The following is a 14,819-nucleotide window of genomic DNA, read 5'->3' on the forward strand; positions in this document are numbered from 1 at the left end:
CCCGCCCCGCCCCCCCCCCCCCCCCCCGGGGGGGCCCGCCCCCCCCCGCCTCATCCGGCAGACCCCCCGGGAGCTCTCGCTCCGGGGGTTCTGGGTGCTCCTATTCGTCGCACCCAGCGTCACGCCGCCACGGGAACCTTCACCGCCGCCGGCGTCAGGGCCAGCTCCAGGACCTGGCGGACATCCGTCACCGGGTGGACGTCCAGCTTGGCCAGCACCTCGGCCGGTACGTCGTCCAGATCGGCCTCGTTGCGCTTCGGGATGATCACCGTGGTGACACCCGCCCGGTGCGCCGCGAGCAGCTTCTGCTTCACGCCGCCGATGGGCAGGACCCGCCCGGTCAGCGAGACCTCGCCGGTCATCGCCACATCCGTACGGACCAGGCGCCCGGACAGCAGCGAGGCGAGCGCGGTCGTCATGGTGATACCGGCGCTCGGACCGTCCTTCGGGACCGCGCCCGCGGGGAAGTGGATGTGCACCCCGCGGTCCTTCAAGTCGGCCACAGGAAGCTCCAGTTCCGCGCCGTGCGAGCGCAGGAAGCTCAGGGCGATCTGGGCCGATTCCTTCATCACGTCGCCGAGCTGACCGGTCAGGGTCAGTCCGGCCGCGCCCGTCTCCGGGTCGGCCAGCGAGGCCTCGACGAAGAGGACGTCCCCGCCCGCGCCCGTGACCGCGAGCCCGGTCGCCACACCCGGCACCGCGGTGCGCCGCTCGGCCGGGTCCTGGGCGGACTCCGGCACGTGGTGCGGACGGCCGATCAGATCGCGCAGATCGTTCGCGCCGACGGTGAACGGCAGCTCGCGGTCGCCGAGTTCGTGCTGCGCCGCGACCTTGCGGAGCACCCGGGTGATGGCACGCTCCAGGTTGCGGACGCCGGCCTCGCGGGTGTACTCGCCGGCCAGCTTGCGCAGCGCGTCCTCCTCGACCGTGACCTCGTCGCCGTTGAGCCCCGAGCGCTCCAGCTGCCTCGGCAGCAGGTGGTCGCGGGCGATGACGACCTTCTCGTCCTCGGTGTAGCCGTCGAGCCGTACCAGGTCCATACGGTCGAGCAGCGCCTCGGGGATCGCTTCGAGGACGTTGGCCGTGGCGAGGAACACCACGTCGCTCAGGTCGAGTTCGACCTCCAGGTAGTGGTCGCGGAAGGTGTGGTTCTGCGCCGGGTCGAGGACTTCGAGGAGCGCCGCCGCGGGGTCGCCGCGGAAGTCGGAGCCCACCTTGTCGATCTCGTCGAGGAGGACGACCGGGTTCATGGACCCGGCCTCCTTGATGGCGCGCACGATCCGGCCGGGCAGCGCGCCCACGTACGTACGGCGGTGACCGCGGATCTCCGCCTCATCCCGTACGCCGCCGAGCGCGACCCGCACGAACTTGCGCCCCATCGCGTGCGCGACGGACTCACCGAGGCTGGTCTTGCCGACGCCGGGCGGGCCGACGAGCGCGAGAACGGCGCCTCCGCGCCGCCCGCCGACCACGCCCAGGCCCCGGTCGCTGCGCCGCTTTCGCACCGCCAGGTATTCGGTGATCCGCTCCTTCACGTCGTCCAGGCCCGCGTGCTCGGCGTCGAGCACGGCCTTGGCGCCCTGGATGTCGTACGCGTCCTCGGTCCGCTCGCTCCAGGGGAGCTCCAGGACCGTGTCGAGCCAGGTGCGGATCCAACTGCCCTCGGGGGACTGGTCGCTGGACCGCTCCAGCTTGTCGACCTCCTTGAGCGCGGCCTCCCGCACCTTCTCGGGCAGGTCTGCGGCCTCGACGCGGGCCCGGTAGTCGTCCGACTCCTCACCCTCGCTCTCGCCGTTGATCTCGCGCAGCTCCTTGCGTACGGCTTCGAGCTGGCGGCGCAGGAGGAACTCGCGCTGCTGCTTGTCGACGCCCTCCTGGACGTCCTTGGCGATGGACTCGGCGACGTCCTGCTCGGCGAGGTGCTCGCTGAGCCACTGGACGGCGAGCTTGAGGCGGGCCACCGGGTCGGTGGTCTCCAGGAGTTCGACCTTCTGGGCGGTGGACAGGAACGGCGAGTAGCCGGAGTTGTCGGCGAGCGCGCCCACGTCGTCGATCTGCTGGACGCGGTCGACGACCTGCCAGGCGCCGCGCTTGCGCAGCCAGCTGGTGGCAAGGGCCTTGTACTCCTTGACCAGTTCGGTGACCGCGCCCGGCAGCGGGGCGGGGTCGCTGTCGTCGACCTGGGTGCCCTCGACCCACAGAGCCGCACCCGGTCCGGTCGTCCCGGCGCCGATCTGCACCCTGTGCCGCGCCCGGATCAGGGCGCCGGGGTCGCCGTCGGCGAGCCGGCCGACCTGCTCGACGGTGCCGAGCACGCCGATACCGGCGTACGTGCCGTCGATACGCGGCACGAGGAGCACACGTGGCTTACCGGTCTGTCCGCGTGCGGCGGCCTGTGCGGCCTCCACCGCGGCGCGTGCTTCCGGATCGTTGAGGTCGAGCGGGACGACCATGCCGGGCAGGACGACCTCGTCGTCGAGCGGCAGGACGGGCAGAGTGAGCGGTGCGGACGTCGAAGCCATGATCTCCCCTTCGGCATTCAAGTTGAGCTATGCCGACTCAATGCTTGTGCGCCGCTCAATGTTCCCCACAGGGCGTTCGCTGTGAGCGATCACGCGGAAGGTCCTGGACGGCCGACCTCAGGAACCCGGGATGACCAGGACCTTTCCGCGGATGCGGCCCGTCTCGCCGAGGTGGTGGACCTCCGCGAGGCGGGACAGCGGGTACGTACCGCTGATGTCCACGGCGACCGCGCCCGCGTCGACCAGGGCGACGAGGGCCGCCAGGTCCGCGGGGTCGTTACGGGCGACCATGTGCAGGGCGACCACCTCCGGGCCCGCTTCGATCGGGGTGGCGATCGAGACGAGCCGGCCGCCCGGCCGCACCAGCGGCACGAGGGCCGCGGCGTCCTGCGGGCCGAGCGGGACCAGGTTGAGGAGGGTGTCCACCTGACCGTCGAGCGCCTCGGCCACCGGCGTGACCGTGTAGTCGATCACCTCGTCCGCCCCCTGCCGCCGCACCGCATCGGCGCTGCGCGGACCTGCCGTGGCGACCACGTGAGCTCCGGCGTGCCTGGCCAGTTGTGTGACAAGACCTCCGACACCTCCTCCCGCTCCGTTGACCAGAACGCGCTGACCGGCCGAGACCTTCCCGTGCTCGAACACCGCCTGCCATGCGGTGAGCCCCGCGACGGGCAGGGCGGCGGCCTGCGGGAGCGGAATCGAGACCGGCGCCGGAACGAGCGAGGCAGCCGGAGCGCGTACGTACCCGGCGGCCCCTCCCCCGCCGTCCACGCGTCCGAGCACCCGGTCGCCGACGGCCAAGCCAGTGACGTCCGGGCCGAGTTCGGTGACCGTGCCCGCGACATCCCAGCCCGGGACGTACGGCAGTTCCACCGGCAGGAATCCCTGCAACAGCCCCTGCCGCAGGGCCGCTTCGGTCGGGTTGAACGAGGTCGCGGCGACCCGGACCAGCACCTCACCGGCGGCCGGCCGGGGGCGCGGAGCGTCCTCGTGGCGGATCACCGAAGGGTCTCCGAACTCGTGGATGCGGGCGGCCTTCATCGTCGTCGGGTGTGCGCTCTTGATCGATGCCGTCGGGTGTGCGCTCTTGATCGTCATGGCTCTGAAGTTAGGGCCCGGCATGGAGACGATCCATGCGTACGAGTGCCTCATTCATATGCGTACGTCTCGCGTCCGCTCCACACCCCTCGGCGCCTCCCCCGCCCCGCAGCCCCTCACCCACCCGTACGCTCCCCACGTGGACGTACTCAGTGATGTGCTGGCCGTGCTCCGGACCGGCCGCCCGCGCGCGGCCCATGTGCGCTGGCACGCCCCCTGGGCCCAGGAGTTCGCGTCCGTGCCCGGTTCGGCCGGGTTCCAGATCGTGCTCGAGGGCTCCTGTCTGCTGCTGCCACCCGACGGGGAACCGGTCCGACTCGCCGCCGGTGACGTGCTATTGATGCCTCACGGCAGCGGCCACACCCTGGCCGACAGCCTCGACACCCCGTTGCCCGCGCCCGCCTGCGCGCCGGACGACCCGCGCCACTCCGCCCCGTACGCCTTCGACCGTGTCGACCCGACCGGAGGCAGCGGCCCGGCCACCGTCATCCTCTGCGGGACCTACCAGCTGGACCCTCGGCGCACCCACCCACTGCTGCTCGGCCTGCCCGAGCGGATCCATCTGCCGGCCGACGACGGGCGCGGGAGCGAACTGCGTTCAGCCGTCGAGCTGCTGGCGTCCGAGCTCGGCCGCCCGCGCCTCGGCAGCGACGCGGCGGTGCCCGCGCTCCTGGAGACGCTGCTCCTGTACATCCTGCGCATCTGGTTCGCCGAGCAACCCCCTCACGGGGGCCCCGCCGGCTGGGCCGCCGCGCTCAACGACCCGCAGATCACCGCCGCCCTCGACGCGATCCACGACGCACCCGGCGATCCTTGGACCGTGGCCTCGCTCGCCGGGCGTGCCGGGCTCTCGCGGGCGCCGTTCGCCCGTCGTTTCGCGGCGCTGACCGGGCAGCCGCCGCTGGCGTATCTCACCTGGTGGCGGATGACCCTCGCGGCGCGGCTCCTGCAGACCACCGACGCTCCTCTGAAGTCCCTTGCCTCGCAGGTGGGTTACGCCTCGGAGTTCGCGTTCGCCGCGGCCTTCAAGCGGACGTACGGCCTGCCTCCCGGCCGGTACCGGCGCGCTCCGGACCCCGCCGCGCCCATGCCGGCTTCCGTACCCGCCCCCGTACCCGCCTCCGCACCCGCACCCGCACCCGCACCCGCACCCGCACCGACGATCACGATGCGGCAAAGAATCACCCCGGGCGACCATCACCCCACCCCACCTACGTAATATGCAATCCATAGCTTCAGCCATTACATCAAGCTGGGGCACGGAGAGCGGGGAGGGCTCATGGAGCGCACGAACGAGGACGTCAACGTGCGGGAATGGGTGGACGGGTGGGTCGTCTCGCGGGGTGCCGCGCCGCCGATCCGGGAGCCGTGGGGCTACACGGTCCACGGCGGCCTGCTCAAGACCGCCGGCCGCCATGTCCTGGCCGCCACCAACGACGACGTGCTCGAAGCCGACGTCCGCAAGGTCACCGAGGCGTCACGCGGCCTGGACTGGCATCTCAAGGTCTTCGCCGACCCGCAGCGCGTGCTCCCGTGGCTCGCGCCGGGCTGGGAGCCGTACGGTGCGGGCGACTACCTGATGGTCACGGAGCTCAAGTCCGCGCCCCTGCCCGAGGTTCCGGACGGATACGTGCTGCACACCTGGACCCGCGGCGGCGTCGCCCGCGTCCTGCTCACCGACACCGACGGCTCCTTCGCCGCGCGCGGGCAGATCGCGCCGGTGGGGGCGTGCGCGGTGGCCGACCAGATCGAGACGGCCGAGGAGCACCAGCGCCGCGGGCTCGGCCGGCTCGTCATGCACGCCCTGCACGCGGCGGCCCTCGCCGAGGGCTCCACACGCGCCGTCCTCGCGTGCACGCCGCAGGGCCGTCTGCTGTACGAGGCGGTGGGCTGGCGGACCGTGGCGCCGCTGACGAACGCGAAGTTCGTGGGCACCGGCCCGGACAAGATCACGTAAACGTCTCGACATCAGGTAAACGCGTCGACGCGGCGCGCGCGCCGGGGCAGGATGCCGTCCCATGGACCGGCAGAAGATCAGCGCAATCGCCCACGGCGACCACCCCATCGCGGCACCCCTGCACGACACTTCCGTCGACCGTCTGCTCACGCGCGCCCTGCCGCGCGGCGACGAGCGGGTGCTCGACCTCGGCTGCGGAGAGGCCGCCTGGCTCGTACGGGCGGCGAGCGGACGGCCCGGGGTACGGGGCGACGGCGTCGACGTGAGCGAGGCCGCCCTCACGCGCGGCTGGTCCTGGGTCGAGGAGGCCGGCCTGAGCGGGCGGGTCGATCTCCATCTGGCGGACGCGGCCGGGTTCAGCGCGCCCGAGCCGTACGACCTGGTCATGTGTGTCGGCGCGACCCACGCCTTCGGCGGTCTGCTGCCCACCCTCGAAGCCGCGGGACAGAAGCTGGCCGAGGGCGGCAGCGTGCTGATCGGGGACGGCTTCTGGGAGCGCGAGCCCGGTGCGGCGACCCTCGAAGTGGGTTTCTCCGCGGATGAGTTCGCCGATCTCGCCACCACCGTGGACCGCGTCACGGAGGCCGGCTGGGTCCCCGCGTACGCCCATGTCAGCACGCTCGCCGAATGGGACGACTACGAGTGGTCCTGGACCGGGACCCTGGCCCGCTGGGCCCTCGACCACCCCGAGGACCCGGACGCGAAGGAGGCCGCCGCGGCGGCCGTGCAGCACCGCACCGAGTGGCTGCGGGGTTACCGCGGAACCCTCGGGTTCGTGACGATGGTGCTGCGGCGGGCCGAATAGCCCGGAGCGTCGCTCCTGGCGGGCCGAACGACTCGGAACGTCGTACCTGGCTGGCCGAGCAGCTCGGAGCCTCGCTCCTAGCGCGTGGCCAGCCTCCACAGCGAGGTGATCTCCTTCGACCGCGCCTCGTACAGCGGATCGTCGCGATCGTTCGCACGTCCGTGGCGAGGCGTGGTCGTCTCGCGGCCGGTCACTTCGAGACCGGCCGCCTCGGTCGCGTCGGCGAGCTCCGACTCGCCGCGCAGACCGAGGCGTTCACCCAGGTCGGAGATGAGCAGCCAGGCCTCGCCGCCGGGTGCGAGATGGTCCGGGAGTCCGGCGAGGAAGCGGCGCAGGAAGCTGCTGTCCGGGTCGTACACCGCATGGTCGAGACGGGTCCGGGGCCGGGCCGGGAGCCAGGGCGGATTGCAGACGATCAGGTCGGCGCGGCCCTCGGGGAACAAGTCGGCCTGCTGTACGTCGACTTGGGCGCCGACGCCGAGCCGGTCCGCGTTCTCGCGGGCGCAGGCCACCGCGCGCGGGTCCAGGTCGGTGGCGACGACCCGGCCCACGCCGCGCCGGGCGAGCAGCGCCGCGAGCACGCCCGTGCCCGTGCCGATGTCGAACGCCACGCGCGGCGCCCGGAGCCGGGCATCGGCGGCCAGGTCCAGGTACTCGCCACGGACCGGCGAGAACACCCCGTAGTGCGGATGGATCCGGTCCCCGCCGAGCACCGGGATCTCCACCCCCTTGCGGCGCCATTCATACGCCCCGACGACACCGAGCAGCTCCCGCAGCGAGCCGGCCGCAAGGCCGTCCCCGAACTCCCCGTACGCCTGCTCACAGGCCTCGGCGACCTCGGGCGCGCGCTTGAGCGGAATCGTCCAGCCGTCCTCGTAGGGCACGAGCAGCAGGCTCAGGATGCGGGTGCGGCGGGCCTGTTCGCGGCGCTGGAGATGGAACGCCTCGGTGAGCGTGTCCGCCTTGGGCTGCCTGCGCGGCTCGGCCCGCTTGCCGAGCGAGGCGAGCAGCTGCCGCGCCGACGGGTAGTCGCCGGTCCACAGCAGCGCGGTGCCTTCACAGATATGGCGATACGCGGCGGCCACACCGATCCGGCTGTCGGCGGTGACGACACGACGCGGCGCGGGCGTACCGCCGTCCGAGATCCAACGGGCGGAGCGCACCTCGCCGTCGTCCAGGGTCCAGCTGATGGACACGGGGGCCTTTCGGGTCGGCGGGTGGGGTGAGGTCAGGATATTTGCTGGCGGCGGGCGGCGCCGCCGTGCACACCCCGTACCGCCCCGCCACAAGGGCGCATGCAAGAGAATGGCCCCATGTGCGCCACGTACGAAAATCCCGACCGGACCGCACCCAACCCCGCACCCAGCGAAGAGCCCGTCGTGCTCGACCGTCGTGACGGGCCGTACGGCGAGGTGGTGCTGCGGCGGCACGGCGGTCTGCTGCAGATCATCGCGAACGGGGTGTTCCTGATGGACACCTCCGACGGGCGCTCCGAGCGGCTGCTCGTCGATGCCGCGCGGGACGCGCTCCCCGCGGACCGCAGCGAGCCCAGTGTGCTGATCGGCGGACTCGGTGTCGGTTTCTCGCTCGTGCATGCCGCCGCCGACCAGCGCTGGGGCCGGATCGATGTGGTCGAGCGGGAAGAGGCCATCATCGACTGGCATATCAATGGGGCGTTGAGGGATATTTCGGGCGAAGCCCTCGACGACGAGCGCACCCGGATCGTGCGGGCCGACCTCGTCGCGTACATCCACGGCGGCAATGAGAGATACGACGCACTCTGTCTCGACATCGACAACGGCCCGGACTGGACGGTTACCGAGGGAAACCACTCCCTTTACTCTCCGCGAGGGCTCGAAGCCTGCCGCGAGATGCTCAACTCCGGTGGGATTCTTGCCATTTGGTCGGCCCAGCCGTCCGCTGATTTCGAAGAGTCGTTGCGGAATGCCGGATTCAGCAACGTACGTACGGAAGAGATCCCCGTTGTCCGCGGCGTCCCGGACGTGGTCCATCTCGCCATCAGGGCCGCATAGCCGAGGTGGTGTAACTGCCCGTACGCTGCTGACCGACAACGCGGATCTTTGCGCGAGGAACACCGGAGTCACGGGTTCTGCGCAAAGCTCACGCGTCGGAGCAGCGACGGACAACGAAGGCGTATCCCAGGGGCGGGCCATGGAGCAGACACACACCTCCCACAACGGCACGGCTGCCACGCCGGGCGCCCAGCGACGGGTCCTGGTGGTCGAGGACGACGCCACGATCGTCGACGCGATCGGCGCACGGCTGCGTGCCGAGGGTTTCCTAGTGCAGACGGCGTCGGACGGTCCTGCGGCGGTCGACACCGCCGAGGCCTGGCAGCCCGATCTGCTGATCCTCGACATCATGCTGCCGGGCTTCGACGGCCTCGAGGTCTGCCGCCGCGTCCAGGCGTCGCGGCCGGTGCCGGTGCTGATGCTGACCGCGCGTGACGACGAGACCGACATGCTGGTCGGGCTCGGGGTCGGCGCGGACGACTACATGACGAAGCCGTTCTCCATGCGGGAGTTGGCGGCGCGCGTGCACGTGCTGCTGCGCCGCGTCGAGCGGGCCGCGCTCGCCGCGACCACCCCGCGCTCCGGGATACTCCGGCTCGGGGAGCTGGAGATCGACCACGCTCAGCGCCGCGTCCGCGTGCGCAGCGAGGACGTGCATCTCACGCCGACCGAGTTCGATCTCCTGGTCTGCCTGGCGAACACCCCGCGCGCCGTGCTCTCGCGTGAGCAGCTGCTCGCCGAGGTGTGGGACTGGGCGGACGCCTCCGGCACCCGGACCGTCGACAGCCACATCAAGGCGCTGCGCCGCAAGATCGGCGCCGAGCGGATCCGTACGGTGCACGGGGTCGGGTACGCGCTGGAGACGCCGACGCCATGAGCGGCGCGGCCGACTCCCGCGACACGAGCGGCTCGTACGCACGCGACCTCTGGAGAGGCGTCATGAAGCGCCCGTGGGCGACCGCCCTGTTGTGGTGGTCACACCTGCTCCTGTGGTGGTCCGGCGCCCGGCGCCGCCGCTCCGAGACGCTGGGTCTGCGGGCCGAACGGCTCGAGCGCAGGGCCGAGTCCGTGCACCGCCGCGCCGCGGCCACCGGGCACGCCCGCGAGGGGCGGCTGCTGACCCGCCTGATGGCCCTGCTGCAGGATCTGCGGCCGTACTCCATCAAGACCAAGCTCGGCACGCTCGTGGTGATCTCCGTGCTGATCACCACCGGCCTGCTGATGATCGCCATACAGACCAAGACGGAGCTGCGCTTCATCACGGTCTTCTCGGTGATCGCGACCCTCCTGATCACCCAGTTCGTGGCGCACTCGCTGACCGCGCCCCTGGACGAGATGACGACGGTCGCCCGCTCCATCTCGCACGGCGACTACACCCGCCGCGTCGTCGGCGCCGACCGCCGTGACGAGCTCGGCGACCTCGCCCAGACGATCAACCGCATGGCCGACGACCTGGAAGCCCAGGACCAGCACCGCAAGGAGCTCGTGGCCAACGTCTCGCACGAGCTGCGCACCCCGATCGCCGCGCTGCGCGCCGTCCTGGAGAACGTGGTCGACGGCGTCTCGGCCGCCGACCCCGAGACCATGCGGACCGCGCTCAAGCAGACCGAGCGGCTCGGCCGGCTCGTCGAGACCCTGCTCGACCTCTCGCGCCTCGACCACGGCGTGGACCAGCTGCACGCCCGGCGCTTCGAGGTGTGGCCGTATCTCTCCGGCGTCCTGAAGGAGGCCAACATGGTGGCCTCGCAGCGCCGCGGCATGCCGTCGGGCTCCGGCCGGCACACCCGTACCGATGTGCACCTGCATCTGGACGTGACACCGCCCGAGCTGACCGCGCACGCGGACGCCGAACGCCTCCACCAGGTCGTGGCCAACCTGATCGACAACGCGGTCAAGCACTCGCCCCCGCACGGCCGCGTCACGGTCCGCGCCCGCCGCGGCGAGGCGCCGGACTCGCTCGAGCTCGAGGTGCTCGACGAGGGTCCCGGCATCCCGCGCTCCGAGTGGCACCGGGTCTTCGAGCGGTTCAACCGCGGCAGCCACGCCGACAAGAAGTCCAGCGACGGCGGTACGGGTCTGGGCCTGGCCATCGCGCGCTGGGCCGTCGATCTGCACGGTGGCCGGATCGGCGTGGCCGAATCCGCTCGGGGCTGCCGGATTCAGGTCAGCCTTCCGGGGCACCGGACGCGTGCGGAGTTGACGTAGGGTTCGAAACGGGCGCGCAAGATCTTCGAACTTCGGGTACCCGGTTCGCCTGATCGTTGTGCTGTCAGTCAAGGGTGCGAGCCGTGGGGGTCGCAGCCGGGGCTTCCGCTGCCCGGCACGGAGCGGAACCTCGCTTGTTTCCCGCCATTTCCCGCCCCGAAACACGCCTTGTGATGTGACTTACGTGACGGAAGGCCCGCCCGGTCTGCACCTCTCGGCCCGGGAGGCGTAGCCTTTATTCCCGCTGTCCATCACCTTGTGAAGCGGAAGAGGGCGGTTACCGCCGTGTCGCCACAGTCCCCCAGTAACTCGAGCACCACGACCGATCAAACGGGGCAGGGGAAGAACCCTGCCGCCGCGTTCGGACCCAATGAGTGGCTCGTCGACGAGATCTATCAGCAGTACCTCCAGGACCCGAACTCGGTAGACCGTGCCTGGTGGGACTTCTTCGCCGACTACAAGCCGGGCGGCAATGCCGCCGCCCCGCTCAAGACGGAGAGCTCCGCCTCTGCCACAGCCGCGGGGGCTGTGAGCACGGCTCCGGCTCCGAGCGCTCCCGCAGGCACCTCGGCGCCCGCCGCGCAGGCTCCGGCCGCACCGGCCCAGGCCCCGGCCGCACCCGCGCAGGCTGCCGCTCCGGCGGCGCAGGCCCCGGTCCCGGCTCCCGCCCAGGCGAAGCCCGCGGCCCAGGCTGCCGCGCCCGCCAAGCCCGCACCCGCCGCGAAGCCGGCCGCCAAGCAGGAGGCCCCCGCGAGCGAGGGTCCCGAGCTGATCACCCTGCGCGGTCCCGCCGCCGCCGTGGCGAAGAACATGGACGCCTCCCTCGAGGTGCCCACCGCGACCTCGGTGCGCGCCGTGCCGGTGAAGCTGCTCTTCGACAACCGCATCGTCATCAACAACCACCTCAAGCGCGCCCGGGGCGGGAAGGTCTCCTTCACGCACCTCATCGGGTACGCGATGGTGCAGGCCATCAAGGCCATGCCGTCGATGAACTGGCACTACGCGGTCAAGGACGGCAAGCCGACCCTGGTCAAGCCGGAGCACATCAACTTCGGTCTGGCCATCGACCTGGTGAAGCCGAACGGTGACCGCCAGCTCGTGGTGGCGGGCATCAAGAAGGCCGAGACGCTGAACTTCTTCGAGTTCTGGCAGGCCTACGAGGACATCGTCCGCCGTGCCCGCAACGGCAAGCTGACGATGGAGGACTTCACGGGCGTCACCTGCTCGCTGACCAACCCCGGCGGCCTCGGCACCGTCCACTCGGTGCCGCGTCTGATGTCCGGCCAGTCCGTGATCATGGGCGTCGGCTCGATGGACTACCCGGCCGAGTTCCAGGGCACCTCGCAGGACACCCTGAACAAGCTGGGCATCGCCAAGGTGATGACCCTCACCTCGACGTACGACCACCGCGTGATCCAGGGCGCCGCCTCCGGCGAGTTCCTGCGCAACGTCGCGAACCACCTCCTGGGCGAGGGCGAGTTCTTCGACGAGATCTTCAAGGCGCTGCGTATTCCTTACGAGCCGGTCCGCTGGCTCAAGGACATCGACGCCTCGCACGACGACGACGTCACCAAGGCGGCGCGCGTCTTCGAGCTGATCCACTCCTACCGGGTGCGCGGCCACGTCATGGCCGACACGGACCCGCTGGAGTACCGCCAGCGCAAGCACCCCGACCTGGACATCACCGAGCACGGGCTCACGCTGTGGGACCTGGAGCGCGAGTTCGCGGTCGGCGGCTTCGCCGGCAAGTCGATGATGAAGCTGCGCGACATCCTCGGCGTGCTGCGTGACTCCTACTGCCGCACCACCGGCCTGGAGTTCATGCACATCCAGGACCCGAAGCAGCGCAAGTGGCTGCAGGACCGCATCGAGCGCCCGCACTCCAAGCCGGAGCGCGAGGAGCAGCTGCGCATCCTGCGTCGCCTCAACGCCGCGGAGGCCTTCGAGACCTTCCTGCAGACGAAGTACGTCGGCCAGAAGCGCTTCTCCCTGGAGGGCGGCGAGTCCGTCATCCCGCTGCTCGACGCGGTCATCGACAGCGCCGCGGAGTCCCGCCTGGACGAGGTCGTCATCGGCATGGCCCACCGCGGCCGCCTGAACGTCCTCGCCAACATCGTCGGCAAGTCGTACGCGCAGATCTTCCGCGAGTTCGAGGGCAACCTCGACCCGAAGTCGATGCACGGCTCCGGTGACGTGAAGTACCACCTGGGCGCCGGCGGCACCTTCACCGGTCTCGACGGCGAGCAGATCAAGGTCTCCCTGGTCGCGAACCCCTCGCACCTGGAAGCGGTCGACCCGGTCCTCGAAGGCGTCGCGCGCGCCAAGCAGGACATCATCAACAAGGGCGGCACGGACTTCACGGTCCTGCCCGTCGCCATCCACGGCGACGCGGCCTTCGCCGGCCAGGGTGTGGTCGCCGAGACGCTCAACATGTCGCAGCTGCGCGGCTACCGCACCGGCGGCACCGTGCACATCGTCATCAACAACCAGGTCGGCTTCACCGCCGCCCCGGAGTCCTCGCGCTCCTCGATGTACGCCACCGACGTGGCGCGCATGATCGAGGCGCCGATCTTCCACGTGAACGGCGACGACCCCGAGGCCGTCGTCCGCGTTGCCCGCCTTGCCTTCGAGTTCCGGCAGGCGTTCAACAAGGACGTCGTCATCGACCTCATCTGCTACCGCCGCCGCGGTCACAACGAGTCGGACAACCCGGCGTTCACGCAGCCGCTGATGTACGACCTGATCGACAAGAAGCGCTCGGTGCGCAAGCTCTACACCGAGTCCCTCATCGGCCGTGGCGACATCACGCTCGAAGAGGCCGAGCAGGCGCTTCAGGACTACCAGGGCCAGCTCGAGAAGGTCTTCACCGAGGTCCGCGAGGCCACCTCGCACCCGGCGCCGAGCGAGGCCCCGGCCACCGAGGCCGAGTTCCCGGTCACGCTGACCACCGCGGTCTCCCAGGAGGTCGTCAAGCGGATCGCCGAGTCCCAGGTCAACATCCCCGACACGATCACGGTCCACCCGCGTCTGCTGCCCCAGCTGCAGCGCCGCGCGGCCATGGTCGAGGACGGCACGATCGACTGGGGCATGGGCGAGACCCTGGCCATCGGCTCCCTCCTCCTGGAGGGTGTCCCGGTCCGGCTCGCCGGCCAGGACTCGCGCCGTGGCACCTTCGGCCAGCGTCACGCGGTCCTCATCGACCGCGAGACCGGCGAGGACTACACGCCTCTCCTGTACCTCTCCGAGGACCAGGCGCGCTACAACGTGTACGACTCGCTGCTCTCCGAGTACGCGGCGATGGGCTTCGAGTACGGCTACTCGCTCGCCCGTCCCGAGGCGCTCGTGATGTGGGAGGCGCAGTTCGGTGACTTCGTCAACGGCGCGCAGACCGTCGTCGACGAGTTCATCTCCTCGGCCGAGCAGAAGTGGGGCCAGCACTCCGGTGTGACGCTGCTGCTCCCGCACGGCTACGAGGGCCAGGGCCCGGACCACTCGTCCGCCCGCCCGGAGCGCTTCCTGCAGATGTGCGCCCAGGACAACATGACGGTCGCGATGCCGACGCTCCCGTCGAACTACTTCCACCTGCTGCGCTGGCAGGTCCACAACCCGCACCACAAGCCGCTGGTCGTCTTCACGCCGAAGTCGATGCTGCGTCTGAAGGCCGCGGCGTCCAAGGCGGACGAGTTCACGACGGGCGGCTTCCGTCCGGTCATCGGCGACTCGTACGTCGACCCGGCGGCGGTCCGCAAGGTCGTCTTCTGCGCGGGCAAGGTCTACTACGACCTCGAGGCCGAGCGCGCCAAGCGCGGCATCACGGACACCGCGATCATCCGCATCGAGCGTCTGTACCCGCTGCCGGGTGCCGAACTCCAGGCGGAGATCGCGAAGTTCCCGAACGCCGCGAAGTACATCTGGGCCCAGGAGGAGCCGGCGAACCAGGGTGCGTGGCCCTTCATCGCGCTCAACCTGATCGACCACCTGGACCTGGCCGTCGGCGCGGACATCCCGCACGACGAGCGCCTGCGCCGCATCTCGCGTCCGCACGGCTCGTCCCCGGCGGTGGGTTCGGCCAAGCGTCACCAGGCCGAGCAGGAGCAGCTGATGGCCGAGGTGTTCGAGGCGTAGCCTCCACAGCTCATACGGCTGAAGGGGGGGGGCCCCTCCCCCGAGGGGGGGGGCCCCCGCTGCGGCCGCCGGGG

Annotated in this window: 10 protein-coding genes; 7 read left to right on the plus strand and 3 right to left on the minus strand. The window is 70.9% G+C overall.

Going from position 1 to position 14,819, the window contains the following annotated elements:
- Positions 1-119: 119 nt before the first annotated feature.
- Together lon and JAO81_RS30740 are read right to left on the minus strand one after the other, a co-directional pair.
- Positions 120-2,522 carry an endopeptidase La gene (lon, locus tag JAO81_RS30735; protein ID WP_199551229.1) on the minus strand — a complete coding sequence of 801 codons (2,403 nt, stop codon included), beginning with the start codon at positions 2,520-2,522 and terminating at the stop codon, positions 120-122.
- 117 nt (positions 2,523-2,639) lie between these two features.
- Positions 2,640-3,620 (minus strand): NADP-dependent oxidoreductase, encoded by a 981-nt coding sequence (locus tag JAO81_RS30740; RefSeq protein ID WP_233416148.1) that lies wholly within the window; start codon positions 3,618-3,620, stop codon positions 2,640-2,642.
- 139 nt (positions 3,621-3,759) lie between these two features.
- On the opposite strand from JAO81_RS30740, the gene JAO81_RS30745 reads away from it, so the two are divergent.
- The 3 genes from JAO81_RS30745 (at position 3,760) to JAO81_RS30755 (ending at position 6,382) form a co-directional block, all read left to right on the plus strand.
- Positions 3,760-4,839: an AraC family transcriptional regulator gene (locus tag JAO81_RS30745; RefSeq protein ID WP_199551230.1), complete on the plus strand. Its 1,080-nt coding sequence runs from the start codon at positions 3,760-3,762 to the stop codon at positions 4,837-4,839.
- Between the two features lie 60 nt (positions 4,840-4,899).
- A complete protein-coding gene (locus tag JAO81_RS30750) occupies positions 4,900-5,577 on the plus strand; it encodes a GNAT family N-acetyltransferase (protein ID WP_199551231.1) in 678 nt (225 codons plus the stop codon).
- A gap of 61 nt (positions 5,578-5,638) precedes the next feature.
- Positions 5,639-6,382 (plus strand): cyclopropane-fatty-acyl-phospholipid synthase family protein, encoded by a 744-nt coding sequence (locus tag JAO81_RS30755; protein ID WP_199551232.1) that lies wholly within the window; start codon positions 5,639-5,641, stop codon positions 6,380-6,382.
- A 77-nt stretch (positions 6,383-6,459) separates the two neighbouring features.
- Here the strand turns inward: JAO81_RS30755 and JAO81_RS30760 are convergent, their stop codons facing one another.
- Positions 6,460-7,578 carry a class I SAM-dependent methyltransferase gene (locus JAO81_RS30760; protein WP_199551233.1) on the minus strand — a complete coding sequence of 373 codons (1,119 nt, stop codon included), beginning with the start codon at positions 7,576-7,578 and terminating at the stop codon, positions 6,460-6,462.
- A 117-nt stretch (positions 7,579-7,695) separates the two neighbouring features.
- Here JAO81_RS30760 and JAO81_RS30765 point away from each other — a divergent pair, with 117 nt between their 5' ends.
- The 4 genes from JAO81_RS30765 to JAO81_RS30780 all read left to right on the plus strand — a co-directional run bounded on the left by JAO81_RS30765 (position 7,696) and on the right by JAO81_RS30780 (position 14,745).
- Complete coding sequence (locus JAO81_RS30765) at positions 7,696-8,415, plus strand: spermidine synthase (protein ID WP_199551234.1); 720 nt, start codon at positions 7,696-7,698, stop codon at positions 8,413-8,415.
- A gap of 139 nt (positions 8,416-8,554) precedes the next feature.
- On the plus strand, positions 8,555-9,292 hold the full coding sequence (locus JAO81_RS30770) for a response regulator transcription factor (protein ID WP_199551235.1): 738 nt from the start codon (positions 8,555-8,557) through the stop codon (positions 9,290-9,292).
- A gap of 251 nt (positions 9,293-9,543) precedes the next feature.
- On the plus strand, positions 9,544-10,620 hold the full coding sequence (locus JAO81_RS30775) for an ATP-binding protein (RefSeq protein ID WP_199551257.1): 1,077 nt from the start codon (positions 9,544-9,546) through the stop codon (positions 10,618-10,620).
- Between the two features lie 285 nt (positions 10,621-10,905).
- On the plus strand, positions 10,906-14,745 hold the full coding sequence (locus tag JAO81_RS30780; protein ID WP_199551236.1) for a multifunctional oxoglutarate decarboxylase/oxoglutarate dehydrogenase thiamine pyrophosphate-binding subunit/dihydrolipoyllysine-residue succinyltransferase subunit: 3,840 nt from the start codon (positions 10,906-10,908) through the stop codon (positions 14,743-14,745).
- The last annotated feature ends 74 nt before the right edge of the window (positions 14,746-14,819 follow it).

Source organism: Streptomyces sp. N35 (genome assembly GCF_016464295.1).
Classification (GTDB): domain Bacteria; phylum Actinomycetota; class Actinomycetes; order Streptomycetales; family Streptomycetaceae; genus Streptomyces.